The sequence below is a fragment of the Mesobacillus boroniphilus genome, from assembly GCF_018424685.1.
Lineage (GTDB): Bacteria > Bacillota > Bacilli > Bacillales > Cytobacillaceae > Mesobacillus > Mesobacillus boroniphilus_A.
This window is the reverse complement of record NZ_QTKX01000001.1, coordinates 707,365-731,007: the sequence shown is the minus strand read 5'-3', so window position 1 is coordinate 731,007 and position 23,643 is coordinate 707,365. Positions and strand designations below refer to the sequence as shown.

Annotated in this window: 22 protein-coding genes; 1 reads left to right on the top strand and 21 read right to left on the bottom strand. The window is 43.8% G+C overall.

Features of this window, described 5'->3' with window-relative positions; all coding sequences use genetic code 11:
* Positions 1-5 precede the first annotated feature (5 nt).
* The 12 genes from DYI25_RS03585 to DYI25_RS03530 all read right to left on the bottom strand — a co-directional run bounded on the left by DYI25_RS03585 (position 6) and on the right by DYI25_RS03530 (position 14,720).
* A complete protein-coding gene (locus tag DYI25_RS03585) occupies positions 6-2,339 on the bottom strand; it encodes a DNA translocase FtsK (RefSeq protein ID WP_213367015.1) in 2,334 nt (777 codons plus the stop codon).
* A 259-nt stretch (positions 2,340-2,598) separates the two neighbouring features.
* Positions 2,599-2,811, bottom strand: coding sequence for a YlzJ-like family protein (locus DYI25_RS03580; RefSeq protein ID WP_213367013.1), 213 nt, complete (start codon positions 2,809-2,811; stop codon positions 2,599-2,601).
* Complete coding sequence (locus DYI25_RS03575; protein ID WP_425374509.1) at positions 2,808-3,548, bottom strand: ClpP family protease; 741 nt, start codon at positions 3,546-3,548, stop codon at positions 2,808-2,810. Before DYI25_RS03575 ends, DYI25_RS03580 begins: the two co-directional genes overlap by 4 nt.
* Positions 3,549-3,935: 387 nt before the next feature.
* On the bottom strand, positions 3,936-5,606 hold the full coding sequence (locus tag DYI25_RS03570; RefSeq protein ID WP_213367009.1) for a ribonuclease J: 1,671 nt from the start codon (positions 5,604-5,606) through the stop codon (positions 3,936-3,938).
* Positions 5,607-5,943: 337 nt separating this feature from the next.
* Positions 5,944-6,810 (bottom strand): 4-hydroxy-tetrahydrodipicolinate synthase, encoded by an 867-nt coding sequence (gene dapA / locus DYI25_RS03565; RefSeq protein ID WP_213367007.1) that lies wholly within the window; start codon positions 6,808-6,810, stop codon positions 5,944-5,946.
* A 60-nt stretch (positions 6,811-6,870) separates the two neighbouring features.
* On the bottom strand, positions 6,871-8,115 hold the full coding sequence (gene dapG / locus DYI25_RS03560; protein ID WP_213367005.1) for an aspartate kinase: 1,245 nt from the start codon (positions 8,113-8,115) through the stop codon (positions 6,871-6,873).
* Positions 8,116-8,156: 41 nt separating this feature from the next.
* Positions 8,157-9,206, bottom strand: a complete 1,050-nt coding sequence (gene asd / locus DYI25_RS03555) for an aspartate-semialdehyde dehydrogenase (protein ID WP_213367003.1) — start codon at positions 9,204-9,206, stop codon at positions 8,157-8,159.
* A gap of 606 nt (positions 9,207-9,812) precedes the next feature.
* Positions 9,813-10,409 carry a dipicolinate synthase subunit B gene (locus DYI25_RS03550; protein ID WP_213367001.1) on the bottom strand — a complete coding sequence of 199 codons (597 nt, stop codon included), beginning with the start codon at positions 10,407-10,409 and terminating at the stop codon, positions 9,813-9,815.
* Entirely contained in the window at positions 10,406-11,308 is a 903-nt protein-coding gene (gene dpaA, locus DYI25_RS03545; RefSeq protein ID WP_213369380.1) for a dipicolinic acid synthetase subunit A, read from the bottom strand. Before dpaA ends, DYI25_RS03550 begins: the two co-directional genes overlap by 4 nt.
* Before the next feature lie 209 nt (positions 11,309-11,517).
* On the bottom strand, positions 11,518-11,763 hold the full coding sequence (locus tag DYI25_RS03540; RefSeq protein WP_023614840.1) for a YlmC/YmxH family sporulation protein: 246 nt from the start codon (positions 11,761-11,763) through the stop codon (positions 11,518-11,520).
* A 674-nt stretch (positions 11,764-12,437) separates the two neighbouring features.
* Positions 12,438-13,670: a M16 family metallopeptidase gene (locus DYI25_RS03535; protein ID WP_213366998.1), complete on the bottom strand. Its 1,233-nt coding sequence runs from the start codon at positions 13,668-13,670 to the stop codon at positions 12,438-12,440.
* Positions 13,671-13,754: 84 nt separating this feature from the next.
* The gene (locus DYI25_RS03530; RefSeq protein ID WP_213366996.1) at positions 13,755-14,720 is read right to left on the bottom strand and encodes a polysaccharide deacetylase family protein; all 966 of its coding nucleotides are present in this window, start codon (positions 14,718-14,720) and stop codon (positions 13,755-13,757) included.
* A 39-nt stretch (positions 14,721-14,759) separates the two neighbouring features.
* On the opposite strand from DYI25_RS03530, the gene DYI25_RS03525 reads away from it, so the two are divergent.
* Positions 14,760-14,948: a hypothetical protein gene (locus DYI25_RS03525; RefSeq protein ID WP_213366995.1), complete on the top strand. Its 189-nt coding sequence runs from the start codon at positions 14,760-14,762 to the stop codon at positions 14,946-14,948.
* A 207-nt stretch (positions 14,949-15,155) separates the two neighbouring features.
* Here the strand turns inward: DYI25_RS03525 and pnp are convergent, their stop codons facing one another.
* The 9 genes from pnp to rnpM form a co-directional block, all read right to left on the bottom strand.
* Complete coding sequence (gene pnp, locus DYI25_RS03520) at positions 15,156-17,273, bottom strand: polyribonucleotide nucleotidyltransferase (protein WP_213366993.1); 2,118 nt, start codon at positions 17,271-17,273, stop codon at positions 15,156-15,158.
* A gap of 292 nt (positions 17,274-17,565) precedes the next feature.
* On the bottom strand, positions 17,566-17,835 hold the full coding sequence (gene rpsO, locus DYI25_RS03515; protein ID WP_023614845.1) for a 30S ribosomal protein S15: 270 nt from the start codon (positions 17,833-17,835) through the stop codon (positions 17,566-17,568).
* 122 nt (positions 17,836-17,957) lie between these two features.
* On the bottom strand, positions 17,958-18,911 hold the full coding sequence (ribF, locus tag DYI25_RS03510; protein ID WP_213366991.1) for a bifunctional riboflavin kinase/FAD synthetase: 954 nt from the start codon (positions 18,909-18,911) through the stop codon (positions 17,958-17,960).
* Positions 18,912-19,001: 90 nt separating this feature from the next.
* Entirely contained in the window at positions 19,002-19,919 is a 918-nt protein-coding gene (truB, locus tag DYI25_RS03505) for a tRNA pseudouridine(55) synthase TruB (protein WP_213366989.1), read from the bottom strand.
* A gap of 142 nt (positions 19,920-20,061) precedes the next feature.
* Positions 20,062-20,442 carry a 30S ribosome-binding factor RbfA gene (rbfA, locus tag DYI25_RS03500; RefSeq protein ID WP_041967210.1) on the bottom strand — a complete coding sequence of 127 codons (381 nt, stop codon included), beginning with the start codon at positions 20,440-20,442 and terminating at the stop codon, positions 20,062-20,064.
* 19 nt (positions 20,443-20,461) lie between these two features.
* Positions 20,462-20,743, bottom strand: coding sequence for a DUF503 domain-containing protein (locus DYI25_RS03495; RefSeq protein ID WP_213366987.1), 282 nt, complete (start codon positions 20,741-20,743; stop codon positions 20,462-20,464).
* Positions 20,743-23,040 (bottom strand): translation initiation factor IF-2, encoded by a 2,298-nt coding sequence (gene infB, locus DYI25_RS03490; RefSeq protein WP_213366985.1) that lies wholly within the window; start codon positions 23,038-23,040, stop codon positions 20,743-20,745. The genes DYI25_RS03495 and infB overlap by 1 nt, the downstream gene beginning before the upstream one ends.
* A gap of 19 nt (positions 23,041-23,059) precedes the next feature.
* Positions 23,060-23,362: a YlxQ family RNA-binding protein gene (locus DYI25_RS03485; protein ID WP_041967213.1), complete on the bottom strand. Its 303-nt coding sequence runs from the start codon at positions 23,360-23,362 to the stop codon at positions 23,060-23,062.
* Positions 23,362-23,643 (bottom strand): RNase P modulator RnpM, encoded by a 282-nt coding sequence (gene rnpM, locus DYI25_RS03480; protein ID WP_102265029.1) that lies wholly within the window; start codon positions 23,641-23,643, stop codon positions 23,362-23,364. The genes DYI25_RS03485 and rnpM overlap by 1 nt, the downstream gene beginning before the upstream one ends.

The following is a 23,643-nucleotide window of genomic DNA, read 5'->3' as shown; positions in this document are numbered from 1 at the left end:
TTTATTTATGCCTCTTCTGACTTAGCCACGAGGACGGTCCTTGGTTTACTTCCTTCATAAGGCCCAACGACTCCCCTTAGCTCCATTTCATCAATCAGTCTTGCAGCCCGTGAATATCCAATCCTGAATCTTCTTTGCAGCATTGATACAGAAGCTGTTTGCATTTCCACCACAAGATCTACAGCATCACCGTACAATTCATCCTCTACCTCTGACGTGTTCTCAGGTACATCTTCAGGAATCATTTCCTCCTGATACTGTGCCTTCTGTTGGCCAATTACGTAGTTTACAACCTCTTCAACCTCTTCATCCGAAAGGAAAGCTCCCTGCACCCTGACCGGCTTGGATGCACCGACTGGCAGGAACAGCATGTCCCCTCTTCCCAGCAGCTTCTCGGCGCCGCCCATATCAAGAATAGTCCGTGAATCTGTCATCGAAGAAACTGCAAATGCAATTCTTGAAGGAATATTCGCTTTGATTACCCCTGTTATGACATCAACAGACGGCCTCTGCGTAGCGATGATCAGATGGATACCCGCAGCACGGGCCATCTGAGCCAGTCTGGTGATTGAATCTTCAACATCAGAGGATGCGACCATCATTAAGTCGGCCAGCTCATCCACGATTACGACAATAAATGGAAGAAGAGGCTGGTTCGCTTCTTCCTCGCTATTATATCTCTTAATATATTCATTATAGCCTTCAATGTTCCTTGTTCCAGTGTGTGAGAAAAGCTCATAGCGCCTCTCCATCTCACTGACCACTTTTTTGAGTGCCTGGGATGCTTTCTTCGCATCCGTCACAACAGGAGCCAGCAGATGTGGTACCCCATTATAAACATTCAGTTCAACCATTTTCGGGTCGATCATCATCAGTTTAACTTCATGAGGCTTCGCCTTCATGAGTATACTAGTGATAATCCCGTTAATGCATACACTCTTACCGCTTCCCGTAGCACCGGCAACAAGAAGGTGGGGCATTTTATTTAATTCTGCAAGCACTGCTTCACCGGTAATATCGCGTCCTAACCCAATTTGCAGTTTTGAACCTGGCTTGTTGTGCTGCTTTGATTCAATAACTTCCCGTAAAGATACCATTGCCACCTCGGAATTGGGCACTTCTATTCCAATGGCTGACTTTCCGGGAATAGGGGCTTCAATCCTGATATCCTTCGCAGCCAAAGCTAAGGCCAGATCATCGTTCAAACTTACAATTCTGCTGACCTTGACACCTACGTCAGGGTGGACTTCATATTTCGTAACAGCAGGTCCAAGATGAACCTGGGTAACCCTTGCCTTTACGCCAAAGCTGTGGAAAGTACGTTCAAGCTTGGCTGCATTGGCATGGATCATTTCATATTCTCCGCTCTGGTCGGTTTTATTCGGCAGCTTCAGTATATCGATTGGCGGCAGCTCATATGAGGTATTCTCTACTTCCGTAAAAGTAATGTTCTGTGGCAATTCTTCCCCATCAGCTTGGGTGTCCGTTGCAGTTTCAGCCTTCTTCTCCGACTGCTGTGGTTGTGCTTCGGCAGAGTTTGCATACGCTCTCTCCGCAAAGCTGGATATAATTGGCTCAGGAGCTGGCTCCTCAGTAAGGTCAATTGTTTTTTCAACTGGCGCTTCCTGCGAAACTGTCTGGTTGCTCTCTGTTTTTGCCTGCTTAGACTGTAGTTTCTCTGCCTTTTTATGCTGTTGATCTTCTTTCCATTGCCTAAGATCTTCAATGAATGAAATCCATTGGTCTTTGATAAAACAGCCGATCGGCGCAATGATTTTCCCAGCAACTTCACTAAAGGTTTTCCCTGTAACGAGAATGGCGCCAATGATGATTAACAGAAAGGCAATCAACTGTGAACCAGCAGCATCAAACAAAAAGTAAAACAGTGCAAACATCACAGCCCCGATCATCCCGCCTCCAAGGTCTGTCGTGCTTGTCTCTCCTTTTGCCTCCATGACATATAAATCAAATGTATTTTTAATGACACTTGGATCCTCGAACTTGCCTCCATTGGATAACAGTTCGAATAACGTCACGTGGCTTAATAACAAGATTGCACCCACAATCAGATATGTACCAAGCAGTTTGGTATGGAATATAAATGGGAGACTGCGTTTCCACATAATATAAATACTGAACACGACCAGCCCTACCAGGCTGAGCATATACCATTCCCCGAAGAAAAAGCGGAAAAACATCACGACCGCCCTTCCTACAGCACCCAAATCCGCCATCGCTATGATGGCCAATGCAAGCAGTGCTAACCCGGCAAGTTCATATTGAACTGTTGTTTTCAATGTACTCTTCTTTCTCGATTGCCGTCTTTTCTTTTTGGCCATTTTATCACCTGAATATTTATAGCTTCACTATCAGCATAAACAAAGAGTCCTGTTCTCAAACTTCAGTAAGAAGAAAAGCAGCCCTATTCGGCTGCCAATGCTGAGTGTATCCATATTATATCATATTTGCCAGCTGAAACGGCACAATCGTTTTTAAATCGGTTCTGTGCTCTTTTCAAAATTACGTAATGGTAATTCGTAAAAACCGCATGCCGATTTACTTTTTACTGCGCAGTAAAGTTGTACGTAAAGAGCTTAACTAAGATAGTGAAATTGTTGAACCCGGTAAACATGAAGGTTCCATGTAATGGTTGGGATCGGTACTCATTACCCTGACTACCCGATACTCGTGATTCTCGGTCCATTCTGCCATGATTGGGATTCCGTTATAGCTTATCATAACCTGGTTGACGGCTCCCTCTTCGCTTGGCGGGAAAACCTGTTCATGTGGCATCATAGTATAAAGGATCATTGGACAATCACTTCAGACTTTTGTTTATTCATATCTATTAATTCATTTAACTTCCTCATCGCCTGTCCTATGCCGCCGACTTCATGGATAAGACCGGTTTCCACTGCATCATGGCCGACAACGTTCGTTCCGATGTCCCTTGTCAGGTTCCCTTTGGCAAACATCAGCTCTTTGAATGTTTCTTCTGCAATATTAGAGTGCTTCGTAACAAAATTAACGACTCTTTCCTGCATTTTATCGAGATATTCAAATGTTTGTGGAACGCCGATGACGAGTCCAGTCAACCTGATCGGATGAATAGTCATTGTGGCTGTCTCCGCAATGAACGAATAATCACAGGAAACCGCAATAGGCACTCCTATGGAATGGCCGCCTCCCAGGACGATTGAAACTGTCGGCTTTGAGAGTGACGCCAGCATCTCTGAAATTGCCAGTCCTGCCTCCACATCCCCGCCAACTGTATTCAAGATGACAAGTAAGCCTTCAATATTCTGGTTTTGTTCAATGGCGACAATTTGCGGAATCAAATGTTCATATTTTGTCGTTTTATTATGAGGCGGAAGCTGCATATGCCCTTCGATTTGACCAACAATCGTCAAACAATGGATTTTCGAATCCTGAGACAGTTGTGGTACATTCGTCTGTCCTAGCTGCTGGATTTTCTCAAGAAGACCAGATGGTTTGTTCTCCTTATCCTCTTGCTGGCCTTCCTGGCTTTCTGAACTGATTTTATTCATATCCTTATCCATCCTTATATGCTCCCTTCAGGCATGATAACTTTAGTATGAACATCATCCCCAATTTCATTCCAGACTGGGGAGTGACTTTAAGTGTTTGAACGAGAAAGGAGAACAAAAAGCGCAAGCGCCTCGTTCAGCCCCGACAAGCGCTGCCCGCCTTATAGCGCCACGTCCTGTGGCTGGCGGGTCTAGCACATCGTGTGCCACGGAGGTCCGGCCGGTGAAGTCGTTCTTTGACTTCATTGGGTGGACCGAAGCGACTCGAGGGGCTAGGCGCTGGAGCTGGATTAAGACCCCCTACAATTAGTTATCCACAAATATATAATTTTATAATTTCCTAAACAAAAACAAAAAGTACTGGCAATAGCCAGTACTTTTTCGTTATTATTTAACCTCCATTATGATCGGCATGATCATTGGGCGGCGTTTTGTTTTTTCAAATAAATATTGGTTCAATGAATCCCGGATGTCTTGTTTTAAACTATTCCAATCGAATGACTCTTTATGTGCATTTTTTTCTACGATTTCTCTTACAAGGGTAGATGAATCCAACATCAATTTTTCTGATTCACGTACATAGACGAAACCGCGCGATATAAGTTCTGGGCCGGCGGCAATTTTTCTGTCTGCTTTATTCAGTGTGACAACTACAATTAAAACACCGTCCTGCGAAAGCAGTCTTCGGTCACGAAGAACAATATTGCCTACATCTCCGACCCCGATTCCGTCAATCAATGTATTCCCGGCCGGTACCTTCTCTGTGGACTTTAGTATTCCGCCAGAAATTTCAATCACGTCACCACGGTCGGGGATGAAAATATTCTCCTCCGCAATCCCGCATGATTGAGCTAACTTTTTGTGAGCCTTCAGCATTTTGTATTCGCCATGAACAGGAATGAAGAATTTCGGATTCATCAGATTGATCATGAATTTTAATTCTTCCTGACTTCCATGGCTTGAAACCTGGACACTTTTTTTGCTTGATACAACATTTGCACCGGCTCGGTAAAGCATATCCATCGTCTTATAAATAAAAACTTCACTTCCCCTTAGTGGGGAAGCAGCAAACAAGACTGTGTCTCCTTCCTGGATATTCACCTGTGGATGTGCTTGTTTAGCCATTTTCTGCAGAGCTTCAATCGGCTCGCCCTGACTGCCTGTCGTTAAAATAACAACCTGATTATCTTCGAAATTCTTTAAATTGTTTACCGATATAATCAAGTCATCAATAACCTGTAAATAGCCGAGTTGTAATGCTATATCAAATACACGTTTCAGGCTTTTTCCTACCACCGCGACTTTGCGGCCATTTGCCGCCGCACTGTCAAAGAGATGCTGGATCCTGTTTAAATCAGAGGCAAAGCAGGCCGCAATAATCCTGCCCGGTGCATTATAAAAGACATTAGAAAGTTCAGTAACGACGGTTGATTCAGATGGAGTATACCCCGGTCTTTCTGCCTCTGTACTGTCAGAAAGCAAGCAAAGTACACCTTTTTCCCCAATTGCAGCCATCTTGCCAATTTCAGGCTTGTATAGAGGTGAAGCAGCCTGGTCGAATTTAAAATCTCCTGTATGTATGATTGCGCCCTCTGAAGTATTGATGCTGATTCCTACTGAATCAGGAATACTGTGATTGGTCTTGAAAAAGGAGACAGATACCGTATCAAAATTCAATACAGAATCTGCATTTATTTCACGAAAGTCAACTGAACCAGAGAATTCCTGTTCTTTCATTTTCTCCTTCGCCAGGGCAATAGTAAGCTTTGTTCCGTAAACCGGGACATTGATTTTTCGCAACACATAAGTTAATGCACCAATATGGTCTTCGTGTCCATGAGTCAGAAGAATTGCCTTTACCCTTTCGCTATTTGAAGTTAAATAGGAAAAGTCCGGAATGACAATATCGATTCCCAGCATCTCATCCTCAGGGAACATCAATCCAGCGTCAACCACAAAAATATCACCGTCCACTTCGGTGACGTACATATTCTTACCGATTTCCCCTACTCCACCAAGTGCGATGATTCTTATATTTTCATTTTTCTTCGTATTCAAGTCTACGCTCCTCCTAAATTGATATGTCTCCGACCGTGACCATTTTCTATTATTATACTTGATGACAGAAAACCTTTACAACTTAATACCAAAAGCCGACAGTAACTCAAAACTTTTCAGATGATCTGCTTTTATCCCCTTGGTCTAAGAATAAGTGCTTAATGGACATTTCAGAGCGCGATTCCCTTCAAAACGTCTAAGAAACCGTATTATATAGACATTTCAGAGCACAGATTCATTAAAAATGTCCAAGAAGCACGACATTTCGCTAGGCCCCCCCAGTGATCACCTTACTTTTTTACATAAGAAAGGCCAACCCTCGGGTTGGCCTGATAATTTATTTGAATAGTTTAGCTACTTCTGTTCTTTCTTGTTCGGTCAGTGGCACCATTGGCAAACGTACGGAGCCGACATCGAGTCCTTTTAGCTGCAATGCTGTTTTGACAGGTGCCGGGCTTGGAGCCGCGAAGAGTCCTTGCATGATTGGAAGCAGGTGTTGGTGCAGTTTTGCAGCGTCCGCATTCCTTCCGCTGAAGAATGCATCGACCATTGCTTGCATTTCATTGCCGATTACATGTGATGCTACAGATACAATTCCAGTACCGCCGATTGCAAGAACCGGCAGCGTCAATCCGTCGTCTCCACTGTATAGGAGGAAATCGTCTGGTGTATTTGCGATGATCTTAGTCATGGCATTCAGGTCGCCGCTCGCTTCCTTAACAGCTACAATGTTCGGAATTTCAGCAAGCTTAATGACTGTTTCTGGCAGGATGTTGATTACAGACCTTCCCGGAATGTTGTACACCATTACTGGCAGTGTGGTAGCTTCAGCAGCTGCCTTAAAGTGCTGATAAAGACCTTCCTGATTTGGCTTATTGTAGTATGGTGCTACAATCATGATTGCGTCTACACCAATCTCTTCTGCTTTTTTTGTCAGTTCGATGGTAGCATATGTGTTGTTGCTGCCTGTTCCCGCAATGACTGGCACCCTCTTGTCTACAACCTTCACGACATGCTGGAATAATGCGATTTTCTCCTCTTTAGATAGAGTTGGGGATTCACCTGTTGTTCCTGCAACAACAAGCGAGTCAGTCCCGTTATCAATCAAATGGTTTACTAGCTGGGTTGTTTTAGCGAAATCAATGTGACCTTTGTGATCAAATGGCGTCACCATTGCTGTGGATACTCTTCCGAATTGAACCATTCCTGTTCACTCCTCTTCTGAAAGGCTTCCGTCAGCTGCGGCTGGGAAGCATAATTCTTTTTAAATATCTTGACGCTCGAAATCTGCTGTTTCCACTTCAAGCTGAAAGGCATCATGCAATGCATTAACTGACTTTCCTAAATCTTCTTGTTTGACTAATACCCAAATGGTTGTATGGCTATCAGCGGACTGAAGGATGCGGATGCCTTTTTCAGATAAAGCTGTAACTATTTTTGAGGTTACACCTGGGACTCCTGCCATTCCTGCTCCGACAACGGAGACCTTCGCGCAATGTCTCTCAATTTGCGGAGTGTGTCCCAATCCTTCCAATACTTTTACTGCCCGGTCCGTCATTTCGTCTAAGACAGTGTAGACCACTCCATTTGGAGAAATATTGATAAAATCTACGCTGATGTTTTCATTAGCCATAGCCTTGAAAACTTCAGACTGGAGATTGTATTGGTCTTTTTTTGCAAAAACCTTGATTTGGCTTACATTTGAAACATGCGCTATTCCTGTTACAGGTCGTTCCTTGATGTCAGTTCCTTTATTTTCACGATTAAGGGTAGTAACCAACGTGCCAAGGCCTTCTGAATAAGTGGACCTGATTCTGATCGGAACCTTTGCCTGCATGGCTATCTCAACGGCGCGAGGATGGATTACCTTCGCCCCCTGGTAAGCCATATTGCAAACTTCGGTATAAGTGACCACGGAAAGTGGCCTTGCGTTTTCTGCGATCCTTGGATCAGCAGTCATGATTCCCTCGACATCGGTAAAGATGTCAATCCATTCCGCGTTTAACGCTGCGCCAAGCGCTGCAGCCGATGTGTCACTGCCACCCCTGCCAATTGTTGTCACGTCCCCATTTTTAGCAGCACCCTGAAAGCCAGCCACGACGACCACGTCGACCTGATCCAGTTCTCGCAGCAATCGGTCGCACTTCATATCAAGTATCCTGGCGTTCGTATGCTCGCTATTTGTCCTGAATCCCGCCTGGGCACCTGTAAGGGCAGTCGCATTTAAGCCATTTTCAAGGAGCATATTGGTAAAAACGACACTGGAAATCGTTTCTCCGCACGATAGAAGGAGATCATGCTCCCGCTTGCTGATTTTGCTGTCACTTCCTCCCAGCAAACCTAGGAGCGTGTCAGTAGCGTACGGGTCTCCCTTCCTGCCCATCGCAGAGACGACCACAACGGCTTTATACCCATCAGCGATCGCCTTCTTAATATGGTTCATCGCATGGCTGCGGCTTTGTTCATCCCGGACAGATGTACCGCCAAATTTTTGAACGATTATTTTCATCGTAACACCTCAGAGATTCTGTCATTAAATCAATTGTGCTTTTATTTTACTAACCCAAGCTTCACAAGACTTTCAGCAATTTGGACTGAGTTCCATGCAGCACCTTTTAACAAGTTGTCAGAAACGACCCACATATGAAAGCCCTTGTCGTTATCAATATCTTTCCTGATTCTGCCTACGAATACATCGTTTTTGCCAACGCAGAATGCAGGCATTGGATACAGCTGCTGATCAGGATCATCCTGAAGGACAACACCTGGTGCATCAGCCAATAGTTCCTTTACTTCAGCTGCGGAAACACCGTCCTGGCCAATTTCAATATACACTGACTCTGAATGGCCCGTGCCAACCGGCAGACGAACACATGTCGCGGCAACCTGCAGTCCAGGCATGTGCATGATTTTCTTCGTTTCATTGATCATCTTCATTTCTTCATACGTAAAACCATTATCTACGAATGTATCGATCTGTGGAATGGCATTAAATGCAATCTGGTAGTGCTTATCTGCTGACTTGACTGGAAGGATTTTTGGTTCGTATTCTTCTCCGTTCAGGATTGCCTGAGTCTGTTCCTCCAGCTCCTCGACAGCTGCTGCCCCTGCACCTGAAACTGCCTGGTAGGTCGATACGATAATTTTTTCCAGACCGAATTTTTTCCGTAATGGCTCCAATGCTACGACCATCTGGATCGTTGAGCAGTTCGGATTAGCGATAATTCCATTGTGCGAATGCAGATCCTCCTCATTTACTTCAGGCACGACAAGTGGAGTATTCTCATCCATACGGAATGCACTTGTGTTATCGACAACGATGGCTCCGCGTTTGACTGCTTCTGGTGCCAGCTCCTTGGAAACACTTCCTCCTGCGCTGAACAGGGCGATATCCACCCCTTCAAAGCTTTCTGGCTTGGCTTCCTGTACCGTTATCTCTTTTCCTTTATATTCAACCTTTGTACCAGCTGATCTTGATGATGACAGCAATAATAGCTCCGACACAGGGAAGTCCCTGTTTTCGAGCGTCTGGATCATCTGCTGTCCTACTGCTCCTGTTGCTCCAACTACTGCTACACGGTAACCTTTTCTCTCTGACATTGCTGTTTCCCCTTCCACTACCATTATCGTTTTAATATCCCAGCTTTTAGCTTGGGGTGTTTGAACCATAAGTATAAAACGGCGGTGTATAAGAAAAGCGCAAGCGCCTTGAACAGCCCCGACTAGCGCTGGAGGTCCGACCAGTGAAGTCGCTCTTTGACTTCACTTGAGCGGACCGAAATCGAAATGTGTAGCCGACTGCCCAGAAACGCAGAAACTGGAGACTCCGACAAAGAAGCGCTTTTTGCTTCTGTCGGCGGAGTTGAAGTTTCGGAGTTTCTAGGAGGCGAAACTAGACAAGCGACTCGAGGGGCTAGGCGCTGAAGCTAGACACTAAATAACCGCCTAGTATATTATCCTATATTTTATCATAATCAATCATTAAGAAAAGAAACATTTTGCTTCACTGCCGGAGAAAAGCATTTCCAAATTAAAAATACGCTGTATTCGTGTTCGTTTTTATGGTAAAAAGACTGTTTTCGCATTGATTGTTGCTCCGGACACACCCATGATCATGACCCGGATAAGTTTCCGGCTCTTTTCGAAGTTGCCACTGAATCTGCCCATGCAAGAAACAAGATTTGGAAAAGAGCCTGGATTTAAGCCTTAATTATCCTTGTAGCGTTCGACTAATACTGGCTGTAGCTGCTTTCCATTCATTGCTTCAAGGACTGTTTCGGAAAGCATCTCCATTCTCGCAACCATAGAATTCGGCTTTTTTACTGGATCGTCCTGGCCAAAAGGAATCATGTAGATATTCTTGGTCGCCATTAGTCTCATAAGATTAACGCCGTTCAGCCCTAAAGCATCGTTCGTGGAAATGCCAAGGACAACTGGCTTTTGGTTCCTTAATGTAGCTTTCGCGGCCATCAAAACTGGTGAATCAGTCATTGCATTTGCAAACTTGCTCATGGAGTTCCCTGTCAGCGGCGCAATGACCATGCAATCAAGCGGGATTTTTGGACCTAAAGGTTCTGCCTTTACAATCGAATCAATCACTTTATTTCCTGTGAGCTCTTCAATCCGCTGTACCCAATCTTCACCTTTTCCAAAACGTGTTTCTGTATTTTTAACAGTGAATGTGACAACCGGCAGAACTTCAGCGCCTGCATTCACTAACTTTTCAATTTCCGGAAACACAGCGTCATACGTACAATGTGAGCCTGTTAATCCAAATCCTATCTTCTTCCCCTTTAAACTCATACTTCTTTCTCCTTTCGGTTTATAAAGTCTTCCATAAGCAGCTGAGAAAGAACGTTCGCCAAAATTTGTCCCGCTGTTTTCGGGGCAACGATTCCTGGCAATCCAGGTGCAAGCAAGGCTTTGATTCCACGTTTTTCCGCATAGCGAAAATCCGTTCCACCTGGTTTGGATGCAAGGTCAATGATCAAAGTATGGGCAGGCATCCTCGAAATGACGGAGGCAGTAACGATTTGATGAGGAATCGTATTGATGCAAATATCGGAATCTGAGACCGCTTTGCCTATATCGGATAAATGGAATGACTCTAATCCCATTTCCGTAATCCTTGCAATGTGTTCACTTTTCCTGGCTCCGACCTTCACTTTTGCTCCAAGGGCTTGGAAGGTTCTCGCGACACTCATCCCAACTCTGCCCAGACCGAGAACAGCTACCTTTGAGCCGTGGATGGTGAAATCCGTATGTTGGATCGCCATCATGATCGTTCCTTCGACCGTCGGGATCGAGTTATATATTGCAACATCATCACGAGCGAATAGCTGTACGAGTTTTCTGTTTGCTTGCTTGGTAATACCGGTCAAATACGGATTACTGATGCCTGAATAAACTGTGCAATGTTCAGGTGTCTTTTCAAGCATTTCTTTAATAAGAACTACTTTTTCATTCGAGAAAATGGTTTCTACCTGACCCTCCAGACTAGTTCCTGGCACAGGCAGGATCAAAGCATCCTGGGCGGAAAAATCAACTTCATCTATCTTTTCTTTTGAGGCACCTGTAAAAGCATGGTCCAACTGCTCGAAGCCTATTAAAGAAAGCTTTGCATCAAGCTCTGTCAGCTTGCGAATAATCTCCAGCTGTCTCGCATCACCGCCGATAACCGCGATTTGCATTCCTGTCAGCATGAGAACAATCACCTTCTTTTCCATTAATCCTGGAATATAAATTTCATTCAATTTGAACTACTTCAACATCATATGTATCAGACTTGGAATAGGTGAGTTTTCCATAAAAGAAAAGCGCTGGCAATGTGGCCAGCGCTGGAAATCCCTGTTATAGCAGCAAGTGACTAACACCTTGCTGCAAAAAAATAAAGCCGGCTTTATGCCCGCTTTTACTCTTCATCATCTGGGATGTCGATGATAATCATGTCTGAACCTATTTTTTTGATGTGTTTCCACGGAACTCTTACTTCACCGGATTGTTTGCGGAGGCCGAACCATTTTAATGACGGAATAATCAAAGCTTCTATTTGTCCCGTCCTTTCATTGATTTCCAAATCTGTCTGTCCAAGAACGCCCAATCTTTCTGCCCTCTTTACGTCGACGATTTCTTTTCCACCAAGTTCACTTAGTTTCATGATGCCCTCCCCTGTCACTTTGTCCTTATACTATATGTATCAATCTGGGAGGCTTTTTAGAATACATATCCGTGAAAAAAGGCGGAATTGTTGTCAAGGTTTGCTCATTATTTGGACAGCTTTTCTCGAGTGGATGCCAAAGCTGTCAAGATTCCTTCGTTTTTTGGACAGCTTTTCTGATGTTGGCGACAAACCTGTCAAGATTCTGTCGTTATTTTGACAGCTTTTCTGGTGTTGACGCCAAAGCTGTCAAGATTCCTTCGTTTTTGTGACAGCTTTTCTGATGTTGGCGACAAACCTGTCAAGATTCTGTCGTTATTTTGACAGCTTTTCTGATGTTGGCGACAAACCTGTCAAGATTCTGTCGTTATTTTGACAGCTTTTCTGGTGTTGACGCCAAACCTGTCAAGATTCCTTCGTTTTTGTGACAGCTTTTCTGATGTTGGCGACAAACCTGTCAAGATTCTGTCGTTATTTTGACAGCTTTTCTGGTGTTGACGCCAAACCTGTCAAGATTCCTTCATTTTTGGGACTGCTTTTCTGGTGTTGGCTCCCAAGCTGTCAAGAACCCGCTCGTCATTCTACTTCTCGCCCAGTCTGTTTGACTGAATAGTCTTTATAAACCTTATAAAAAAAAGCAGTTTCACATGGAAACTGCTGTCGAAGGGACGATATTATAAATTTGGCAGTTCGCCATTTGGACTGATCAACGAAACTGAGTATTTGTCTGTGAAGATCTTATTGGCCATGCCGTCGACGCTATCCTTTGTTACCTGGTCGATCTGTTCGACTATTTCATCAAGGGAGCGATGCCTTTTAAGCAGAAGTTCATTTTTTCCGTTTCTGCTCATACGGCTGTTTGTGCTCTCAAGACTTAGCATTAGGCTGCCTTTAAGTTGTTCTTTACTGTTATTGAGTTCTTTCTCCGTAATTCCTTCTGCACGTAGTTTGTCCAGTGTGTCCTGGATTGTTTCATATAAAACGTTCAGCTGATTTGCTCCGGTCCCTCCATAAATTGTCACCATCCCGCTATCCTTATAAGCGGAGTGATAGGAAAATACAGAATAAGCAAGTCCGCGCTGTTCACGTACCTCCTGGAACAATCTGCTGCTCATGCTGCCCCCCAGTACATTGTTCAATACGATCAGACTATAGACGTCTGAGTGGCCAATCTGCAATCCTTCGAACCCAAGGCAAAGGTGTGCTTGTTCAGTTTCTTTTTTCCGGGAAGCCTTTGTTGCATGGAACTCGGGTTTCAGATCATCCACCTTTTCCTTGCTCGCTTCGTATGAACCAAAGAATTCTTCTGCATTTTTAATGAAAGATTCTGGTACGTTTCCAGCGATGGAAATGACCACATTTTCCGGTCTGTAAGTATCATGCATATATTGCTCCAATTTTTCCCCAGTAAAACTTTGAAGCGTTTCTTCCGTACCAAGGATTGGGTATGCAAGTGGATGGTCGCCGTAAACAGCCTGGCTAAGCAAGTCGTGGACGATATCATCTGGAGTATCTTCATACATCTTGATTTCTTCATTCACAACGTTCTTCTCTTTATTCAGCTCCTCAGAATCAAAGGTAGAATGGAAGAACATATCAGCTAGAACTTCCAGTGCGTATTGTGCATGATTATCTAACACCTTAGCGTAATAGCAGGTATATTCCTTGGAAGTGAATGCATTCACCTGGCCGCCAATGCTGTCAAAGGACTCTGCAATTTCTCTAGCAGTCCTTGTTTTGGTGCCCTTGAAGAACATATGCTCAAGGAAATGGGAAATCCCATTATTCTCTGGGTTTTCATTACGTGAGCCCGTTCCAATCCATACTCCGATTGCGACCGAACGGACAGTTGGGATTTGTTCTAGTACAATTCTTACACCGTTTTGGCATGTATATTTCTTTATCATTATATTCCTCCTCTGGAACCTGCTGCTAAAATTACTGCATTTACTTAGTATAGTCCATTTAACTTACTTTTTCCAAACACAATGCTATTCTTTCATTTTTTTTGAAGATACGATCCGGTTTTCACTTAACAAATTTGTTACAGTTCCAATTTGCAAATTTTTATCCTTTATCTGGGTGATCAATTGGTCTAGCGACGCAGCTGTCGACTCTGTTGGATGCATTAAGATCATCGCACCATTATGAACCTTCCCCATTACCCTGTTGATCAGTTCATCTGGAGTGGGCTTCTGCCAATCAATTGTATCAACACTCCACATGACAGTTCCTAATTTTTGGGCTGCCGCAATTTCAACCACTTCATCCTTGTAGTATCCGCTTGGAGGAGCAAACCATTTCGTTTTCACACCGGTCACTGCTTCAATAACTTCATTTGTCCTTCGAATTTCTTCATTGATTTTTGGAGCAGAAAGTTGTTTCATGTTAGGATGCGTAAATGAATGGTTTCCTATCTCATGACCTGCGTCTGCAATCATTTTCGCCATCCCTGGATTATTCTTTACCCATCTGCCTTCAAGGAAAAAACTTGCGGTCACATTATGTTTCTTCAAAGTCGCCAGCATCCCTGACAAGTATTCATTTCCCCATGCTACATTGATAATAAAGCTTACCATCGGCTTTTCAGGATGTCCTTTATAGATGGCCATTGGCGGCAAATCACTTAGATGGACTTGAGGTGACACCTGCTTGAAGACTAGCTTTTCCGGATCGAATTTGCCTTCCTTCTCCATCTTGCTAAATGACTTTTTAACATCTACTTTAAGGCCGTTGTAGCCGGGAACTACCTTCCAGACCGGATCTTTCCTGGCATCGGAAGGTTCGACTTCATATTCTTTTGCTTTCATTTCAATTTCTGACATCAACGAATTCTCATTCCCTGACACGGCCAGTGTATCGGTTTTAAGTTCTGTTACATATGTATGGGAGAATGGATTATTCACCATGGTCCAGGCTGCAATCAGCAAGACAGAAATTAATACGAACTTTTTCATTTAATGTGCCTCCTCTACTGTTAAGGCCTCATTATAAAAATGGCTTTGAAAAATGATTTTTATCGTATGAACGAAATGGGCCTTATTTTACTTTATGAAACAGAAGGACAAGGTAGAACGGAAGACAATGGTGAACATTCAAGAAAAGAGGTGGGTGCTGCATTATTCTGGCAAGTGCAGGATATGTGGCCGGGGATGCTGATTCTTGAGGTGCTGAACGATCCTTAGCAAGAAATATAAAAAGGCCGGGGAATGCCCCCGGCCTTAGAATGACTTATAAGAAAGTATAAATTCTTTGTACTAAGATTTGTCTCCTGCTGCAGCGCCTAGCCCCTCGAGACGCTTCGGTCATGCTACTGAAGTCAAAGAACGACTTCACTGGCAGGCCCTCCAGCACTTGTCGGGGCTGACCAAGGCGCTTCCGCATTTCTATATTTAAGATTGTTTTTCAGCTTTTTCCCGCTGTTCTTTTAATACTGCCTTGCGTGAAAGATTGACTCTTCCTTGCTTGTCGATTTCAGTGACCTTGACTAGAAGTTCATCTCCCAGTTTCAGTACATCCTCAACTTTTCCAACTCGTTCTTCAGCGAGCTCGGAAATATGGACTAAACCATCTTTACCTGGGAAGATTTCAACAAAGGCACCGAACTTTTCTATGCGGCGGACTTTACCAAGATACATCTCTCCGACTTCGACTTCACGGACGATATCTTCGATGATTTTCTTGGCCCTTTGGATCATTTCTTCGTCTACTGAACCAATAAACACCGTACCATCTTGTTCGATATCAATCTTAACGCCAGTTTCTTCAATAATTTTATTGATTTGTTTACCGCTTGGTCCAATGACATCGCGAATTTTATCCGGCTTGATCCACATCGTAATGATTTTCGGAGCATATTGTGACAGTTGTTCTCTTGGTTCCTTGATAGTTGCAAGCATTGATTCAAGGATTTGCATACGACCTATTTGTGCCTGCTGCAAGGCTTCTTCAAGAATTTGACGAGATAACCCTTCAATCTTGATATCCATCTGCAATGCCGTAACACCTTTTGCTGTTCCAGCCACTTTAAAGTCCATATCACCAAGGTGATCTTCCATTCCCTGAATATCAGTCAGGATGGAATAGTGCTCACCCGATTTAATAAGACCCATAGCAATACCCGCAACCGGTGCTTTAATAGGAACACCAGCATCCATTAAGGCTAATGTACTCGCACAAATACTTGCCTGTGAAGTAGAACCGTTTGATTCAAGTACTTCTGATACAAGGCGGACAGTATATGGGAAGTCCTTTTCATTAGGGATCACAGGTTCAAGTGCACGTTCACCCAATGCACCGTGCCCGATTTCACGTCGGCCAGGTCCGCGGATCGGTCCTGTTTCACCAACAGAGAATAATGGGAAATTATAATGGTGCATGAAACGTTTTTCTTCTTCGATTCCAAGGCCATCCAGAATCTGGACATCGCCCATTGCACCAAGTGTACAGATGCTTAGTGCCTGCGTTTGTCCCCTTGTGAACAAACCAGAACCATGTGTCCTTGGCAACATTCCAACCTCAGATGAAAGCGGGCGGATTTCTTCTAATTTACGTCCGTCTGGTCGGACTTTATCTTCAGTAATCAATCTGCGGACTTCGCCTTTTACGATTTTGTCAAGGATTTGTTTCACCATTTTAAGCTTGTCTGCATCCGCTTCCTGCTCTTCGTATCGAACAACAACGGAATTTTTCACTTCTTTAATTGCGTCTTCGCGTGCATGCTTTTCTTGTACCTGGATGGCAGCAAGCATGTCTTGTTCACAAATACCGCGAACTTCCGCTTCTAGTTCTTTATCAAGTTCAAAAAGAGTGATTTCACGCTTCTCTTTACCAACTTGTGCAACGATTTCCTGTTGGAAAGCAATCAGGCGCTTGATTTCGTCATGTCCGAACATGATTGCTTCAAGCATTACTTCTTCAGGAACCTCATCAGCACCGGCTTCAACCATGTTGATTGCATCCATAGTACCAGCAACGACTAGGTGCATATCGCTCTTTTCTGTTTCTTCAACAGATGGATTTATGATGAATTTCCCATCAATTCTTCCAACTGTCACACCAGCGATTGGACCCTCAAACGGAATATCGGATACACATAGAGCCAGTGATGAACCAAACATTGCAGCCATTTCAGATGAACAATTTTGATCAACACTCATGACGATGCTGATTACTTGGACATCATTACGGAAACCATCAGCGAATAACGGACGGATTGGACGGTCAATCAAGCGGCTGGCAAGGATAGCTTTCTCACTTGGACGTCCTTCACGCTTAATAAATCCGCCTGGGATTTTACCGACAGCATATAATCTTTCTTCATAATTTACTGTTAGCGGGAAAAAGTCTAAATTCTTCGGTTCTTTTGAAGCAGTTGCAGTACTTAGTACAGCTGTATCACCGTAACGGACAAGTACAGCTCCATTTGCCTGCTTAGCAAGCTGCCCTATTTCGACTGTCAGCTTACGGCCTGCCCAGTCAAAGGAAAAACTTTGTTTTTCTTGTTCCATACATTTAAGCCCCTCTCTACCATGAAAATCCATCCAGAATTACTATCTGGGAAAATTATTTAAAAACAGCACCATTGCCTGTCTTATAACAAATATACCTTTATAAAAGAGATTAAAACACATAAGACGAGTCTGGTTAACCGGACATCGTTTTGAATTGCCTGTCCTGCTTCAGGAGAAGACTTTTATGTTATAGTATGCGCCAAAACACAGCGCTTAATATCATTATAATGTTATGTACACACAAAAATTTTACCTAATAAAAAAGCGGGATAAATCCCGCTTTTACAGACTATCTACGTAGACCAAGCTTGTTGATTAACTCGCGGTAACGAGCAACGTCCTTGTTACGAAGGTAAGTCAAAAGGTTACGACGCTTACCTACCATTTTCAAAAGACCGCGACGTGAGTGGTGGTCCTTCTTGTGAACGCGCAAGTGGTCGTTCAATGTGTTGATTTCTGCAGTAAGGACAGCGATTTGAACTTCTGGAGATCCAGTATCACTTTCGTGAGTCTTGAATTCGTTGATAAGTTCGTTTTTACGTTCTTTTGTGATTGCCATCCGTTTCACCTCCAATTAGTAATCCCCTGTTACCGAGCAAGCGTCGGTGACTCGACTTGCCAAGCAAAGGTTCTTTTTTGATACGTTAATAAGAATACATCTTTTTACGACAAAAAGCAAGTCTAACCCTTGTTTTTTTCAAAGTGCAGCACTGCTTCTTGCTTATCTTTTTCGATTTGGGAAACAAGCTGTTGTATTCCCTCGAATTTCCGCTCACTTCTCAGGCGCAGGTGCCACTCTATCGCTGCTGATTTCCCGTAGATTTCTTTGTTGAAATTGAAAATGTGGACTTCCACCGTAGGTTTGTCCTTTTTCTCCTTGTGGAAGGTTGGTTTGTATCCGACATTGCAGACACCTTCATGCCATTCTCCTTCAACCTGAATCTTTACCGCGTAAACTCCAGTTGGAGGGAGAATATATTGGTCCTCGACCCTTACATTCGCTGTCGGAAAACCAATTGTACGCCCTCGGCGTTCTCCATTTATAACTGTTCCCTGTGTCGTATAAAATCTCCCTAGCAAACCTGGCATCTCATCCACTTTTCCGTCTCTTAAAAAGGCACGGATCAAGGTAGAGCTAACCTTTTCTTCTTCTTGAGTGGACAGTTTTGATACTACGGTAAAATCGAACTTTCCTCTCGAATGGAACTGTATTGTCTCCATATTCCCTTTTCCCATTTTACCGTAAGAATAATCAAATCCTGCAACGACATGGTGTACATTCAAACCGATGATATATTGGTCGACAAATTCCTGAGGCAAAAGACTTGAGAAATCGATTGAGAAGTTGACTACAAATAAGTAATCCACACCCATCCCCTCGATTATTCGAGCTTTATCTTCTAAGGGTGTTATATATTCCATGTGTTGAACGCTCTTACCAAGAACCACAGAAGGATGAGGGTCAAATGTCATGACCGCACTCTTCAGGCCTTTGGCTTCAGCCTCTTTTTTTGCTTCCTTGATGACCTGCTGGTGCCCTAAATGCACTCCGTCAAAATAGCCCAGAGCCATAGCCAGCGCCGGAAAATCTTCTCTTCTATATTCATGAGGATGGTTTAGCTTAATCAATTCCACGATATTACTCACCTTTTCTGACCCAGCTGCTCATTTATCAAGAATGTATTGCAATAATCGCTTATTTGTATATATTAGCAACAATTAGTCTTATTGCTCATTTCTCAGAACTTTGTCAGGTTTCATCATCCCAAATTTGGTTGGGTGTGCCCTGTAGATCGCGAGCGCTTTTCCGTCTTCTGTTTCTACTACGATAGCACCGTCATACCCCTTGAAATCCTCAGGGATATTAAGCAGTGCCCCATTTTTCACTTTCTCTGCTACTGTATCATTAATGCGAAATTTCGGCAAATAAGAAATACCAGCTTCCAATGGGTGCAGGGCTGCTTCCAGATTGCCTTCCCCGGCGAATTCCTCAAGCTGTTCAAATGTATAGCAGTCTTCAATAGAGAAATCAGCGGATTGGATTCTCACAAGGGAAGACATATGCGCGGGATAACCTAATTTCTCCCCAATCATCACTGCCAATGTCCGAATGTATGTCCCCTTGCTGCACGACACCCTGAATTTAAAGCTTACCTTCTCACCTTCAAATGAATCTCTGCCATCAAGAAGCTCTATGCTATAAATAGTGACCTTCCTGGTTGGTCTTTCAACTTCGATTCCTTGTCTCGCGTATTCATATAGTTTTTTCCCATTTACTTTTACAGCTGAATACATTGGAGGTGTTTGTTCAATTTCCCCCACCAGCGACTGTAGGATCTGTTCGATCTCACCTCTTGTTATTATCCTGTCTACTTGTTTTTCCTCGACCTTCTCACCTGAAGCATCTTCCGTGGTGGTCGTGAATCCAAGGGTGACTTCCCCCTCATATGCTTTTCCGGCATCAGTAATGTATTCGGCAATTTTTGTCGCCTTGCCAACACAGATTGGCAACACTCCAGTCACATCTGGATCAAGAGTGCCTGTATGCCCCACCTTCTTCGTTCTTAACAGTTTCCTGAGTTTAAACACACAATCATGCGAAGTCATCCCTGCTGGTTTAAAAAGAGGTAGAATCCCTTCCATTTCCTTTCCCCCTCGATTCCTTTATGTATTAGAGGTTTCAATGATGTTACCAATTTCAGATTATCGAAAAAAATGGATAGACAAAAGTGTCTATCCATTTTTCATATCAAGATCAACGGTTCAGACACCTATGTCTACCCGTTTAATCATTGTCCTTTTCTTGCTCTTCTTCTCCAGGCTGCTCATCCCTATGCAGCTCATGGATTAGCGAATTGATACGATTACCATAAGCCATCGTTTCATCAAATTCAAAGATCAGTTCAGGAGTCTTTCTCAGGCGGATTCGCTGACCAATTTCTGTCCTGATGAAGCCCTTGGCCTTCGCTAATCCTTTAAGAGTGTCTTCCCTCTGTTGTTCGTCGCCTAAAACAGAGATATACACCTTTGCCTGCTGAAGATCCCCTGTAACCTCGACATCCGTTACTGTTACGAAACCTACTCGCGGATCCTTGATTTTACGGCTGATGATATCGCCTATTTCTTTCTTCATTTGTTCGCCAACACGATTTACTCTATGACCCATTTTCAATCACCTCGTTCTATCAAAGCCATTCTATTTCGGTGATGGTACGTTCGATCTCTGGAAAAGAATCGATCATTTTCAAGACGTTCTGAAGCTCTCTTTCAGTTGACACCTTCGATGCTGAGACGGCTGCAACTGCAATAGTTGTCCGCTGCCAAGCATCGTGATGGTCCACTTCAGAAACTGAGACATTATACTTTTGCTTCAGCCTTGTGATAATCCGCTGCAGGACAGCTCTCTTTTCTTTTAGAGAATGAGCATCATAGATGATGCACTCACAGGCTGCTAAGCCTACTACCATTAACGTTCCACTTCTTCCATGATATATGCTTCAATAACGTCGCCTTCCTTGACGTCTTTGAAGTTTTTAATGGTAATACCGCATTCATAGCCCTGCGCTACTTCCTTGGCATCATCCTTGAAGCGTTTTAACGCATCGACTTCTCCTTCAAAGATGACGACTCCGTCACGGATCAAACGAACGCCACTGTCACGGGTGATTTTTCCATCAGTAACATATGAACCGGCAATCGTCCCAATTTTCGATACCTTAAAGGTCTGGCGGACTTCAGCCTGACCGATGACTTTTTCGGCATAAACCGGATCAAGCATGCCCTTCATTGCTGATTCAATCTCTTCAATCACTTTGTAAATAATACGGTGCAGTCGGATATCGACGCTCTCTGACTCCGCAGCGCGCTTCGCATTATTGTCCGGACGGACGTTGAAACCGATGACGATACCATTAGAAGCTGCCGCAAGTGTGATGTCAGACTCATTGATCGCACCAACACCAGTGTGAATGATTCTTACATTTACACCTTCCACATCCAGTTTTTGCAATGCTGCTGCAAGTGCTTCAACTGAACCTTGGACGTCGGCTTTAATAATTAGATTTAGGTCTTTCATTTCCCCTTGTTTCATATGTTCAAACAAAGTATCAAGGCTGACGCGCGTTTTTTCGCTTCTTTGTGCCTGTACAGCCTGCTGTGAACGGATTTCTCCAACCTGGCGGGCTGTTTTCTCGTCTTCAAATACAACAAAACGGTCACCAGCTTGTGGAACATCATTAAGACCAGTAATTTCAACTGGTGCTGATGGGCCAGCTTCTTTAACGCGGCGTCCTAAATCATTTACCATCGCACGGACACGGCCGAATGTGTTTCCGACAACAATCGGATCACCAATTTTCAATGTACCGTTCTGTACAAGCAATGTGGCAACAGATCCACGGCCTTTGTCAAGCTGTGCTTCAATAACAGTACCAATTGCGTTTCTGTTTGGATTAGCTTTGTATTCTTCCACTTCACCAACCAGCAAGATCATTTCAAGCAAGCTGTCGATGCCTTCACCGGTAAGCGCGGAGATCGGAACAAAAATAGTTTCGCCGCCCCATGCTTCCGGAACAAGTCCATACTCTGTCAATTCCTGCATAACACGATCAGGATTTGCAGTCGGTTTATCCATTTTGTTTACTGCAACAATGATCGGTACCTCAGCAGCTTTAGCATGGTTCAATGCTTCTACTGTCTGTGGCTTGACACCATCATCCGCAGCTACAACAAGGATTGTGATATCGGTAATCTTTGCTCCACGAGCACGCATAGTTGTGAACGCTGCGTGACCAGGTGTATCGAGGAAAGTTATTTTTTTGCCGTTATCTTCAACTTGGTAAGCACCGATGTGCTGAGTGATGCCGCCTGCTTCTCCTGCAGTCACCTTCGTGTTGCGGATTGAATCAAGCAGGGTTGTTTTACCATGGTCAACGTGACCCATAATCGTAACAACTGACGGTCTTTCAACCAATGATGCATCATCATCTTCTGTAAAGTAAACCTCAAGGTCAGTTGCGTCAATCTTGATTTCTTCTTCCACTTCAACACCATAATCAGTTGCAATCAGTTCAATTGCATCCTTATCAAGGTCTTGGTTGATTGTAGCCATGACGCCAAGCATAAATAGCTTCTTGATGATTTCTGACGGCTCACGATTAAGCTTTTTCGCTAGTTCAGCTACTGTCAAGGATTCACTGAAAGTGATCTTTGATGGAAGCTCTTTAACCTTTTTCGGCTGCTGTGGAGCCTGCTGCTGGTTTTGCCTGCCTTTATTCTGGTTTTGCTGGTTTCTGTTCTTATTTTGCTTGTTCTTGTTATTTTTGTTGAAAGGCTGGGAGTTCCCAGGCTTTTTAGCAACTGCTGAAGTTTTTACCTTTTCAGGAGTTGTTGCACGGCGCTCATCGTCCGAAAAAGCACTCGCTGTTGTCTTTAGCTGGGCTTTTGGCTGTCCCTGGTTGCTTTTTTGCTGGTTTTGGGATTGATTGCGATTCTGGCCCTGGTTAGGCTTTTGGCCTTGATTGCGGTTCTGGGCTTGCTTCTGTCCCTGTGAAGCCTTTTGCTGGCTCTGCTGCTGCGGCTTTGCCTGCGCTTGAGGCTTATCTTCCTTTTTATTATAGACAGCGTCAAGTTTCTTCACAGTGTCATCTTCCATGGCAGTCATGTGGTTAGAAACCTCAATATTCATTTCTTTTAATTTTATAATCACGTCTTTACTCGATAAATTATGCTTCTTTGCATATTCGTAAACGCGTGTTTTACTCATATCTTCACCCCCGCTAGAATTAATCGAGCAACGTCAACAGTTTTTTTGCAAAACCCTCGTCCAACAGGGCTACTACAACACGTGCTTCCTTGCCAATCGCCTGGCCAAGCTGGTACCGGTCCGGGACTACTTTGTAAGGCACATTATAGGATTTGCACTTGTCGGTAATCTTTTTTGTAGTATTTGCGGATGCATCCGCAGAAAGCAAAATGAGCTTCGCCTTCCCGCTTCTGATTTCTTTGACGGAAAGCTCTTCCCCTGAAATAATTTTCCGTGCTCGATTGGCTAAGCCAAGCAATGACATCCATTGATTTGAGTTCATCAGGATAGTCTGCTCTCCTTTTCGATGAGGTCATTCAACTCATCGTATATTGCATCGTCCACTTGAGTTTCAAGCTGTTTGGACAATATATTTCGTTTCTTTGCTAATTGCACTGCTTCTTTATCTTTAGAAAGATAAGCGCCTCGGCCTGATTTTTTGCCTGTCAGGTCGATGGAGACTTCCCCTTCCTTGGAGCGAACGATGCGAACTAGTTCTTTTTTCGGTCTCATTTCACCGGTAGCGACACATTTTCGCATAGGAACCTTTTTGCGGCTGTTCAC

Coding starts and splice junctions, on each gene's coding strand:
- dapA (WP_213367007.1), bottom strand. CDS start 6,810: ATGGTTCAATTCGGAAGAGTATCCACAGCAATGGTGACGCCATTTGAT.
- DYI25_RS03530 (WP_213366996.1), bottom strand. CDS start 14,720: ATGAAAAAGTTCGTATTAATTTCTGTCTTGCTGATTGCAGCCTGGACC.
- asd (WP_213367003.1), bottom strand. CDS start 9,206: ATGTCAGAGAGAAAAGGTTACCGTGTAGCAGTAGTTGGAGCAACAGGA.
- DYI25_RS03525 (WP_213366995.1), top strand. CDS start 14,760: ATGGCTTTGAAAAATGATTTTTATCGTATGAACGAAATGGGCCTTATT.
- DYI25_RS03585 (WP_213367015.1), bottom strand. CDS start 2,339: ATGGCCAAAAAGAAAAGACGGCAATCGAGAAAGAAGAGTACATTGAAA.
- rbfA (WP_041967210.1), bottom strand. CDS start 20,442: ATGGGTCATAGAGTAAATCGTGTTGGCGAACAAATGAAGAAAGAAATA.
- DYI25_RS03495 (WP_213366987.1), bottom strand. CDS start 20,743: ATGGTAGTAGGCTTAGCAGCCTGTGAGTGCATCATCTATGATGCTCAT.
- rpsO (WP_023614845.1), bottom strand. CDS start 17,835: ATGGCAATCACAAAAGAACGTAAAAACGAACTTATCAACGAATTCAAG.
- DYI25_RS03485 (WP_041967213.1), bottom strand. CDS start 23,362: ATGAACTCAAATCAATGGATGTCATTGCTTGGCTTAGCCAATCGAGCA.
- DYI25_RS03540 (WP_023614840.1), bottom strand. CDS start 11,763: ATGAAACTAAGTGAACTTGGTGGAAAAGAAATCGTCGACGTAAAGAGG.
- DYI25_RS03575 (WP_425374509.1), bottom strand. CDS start 3,548: ATGAATAAAATCAGTTCAGAAAGCCAGGAAGGCCAGCAAGAGGATAAG.
- DYI25_RS03580 (WP_213367013.1), bottom strand. CDS start 2,811: ATGATCCTTTATACTATGATGCCACATGAACAGGTTTTCCCGCCAAGC.
- DYI25_RS03535 (WP_213366998.1), bottom strand. CDS start 13,670: ATGATAAAGAAATATACATGCCAAAACGGTGTAAGAATTGTACTAGAA.
- infB (WP_213366985.1), bottom strand. CDS start 23,040: ATGAGTAAAACACGCGTTTACGAATATGCAAAGAAGCATAATTTATCG.
- pnp (WP_213366993.1), bottom strand. CDS start 17,273: ATGGAACAAGAAAAACAAAGTTTTTCCTTTGACTGGGCAGGCCGTAAG.
- dpaA (WP_213369380.1), bottom strand. CDS start 11,308: ATGCTGACAGGAATGCAAATCGCGGTTATCGGCGGTGATGCGAGACAG.
- dapG (WP_213367005.1), bottom strand. CDS start 8,115: ATGAAAATAATCGTTCAAAAATTTGGCGGTACATCTGTCCGGGATGAA.
- truB (WP_213366989.1), bottom strand. CDS start 19,919: ATGGAAGGGATTCTACCTCTTTTTAAACCAGCAGGGATGACTTCGCAT.
- DYI25_RS03550 (WP_213367001.1), bottom strand. CDS start 10,409: ATGAGTTTAAAGGGGAAGAAGATAGGATTTGGATTAACAGGCTCACAT.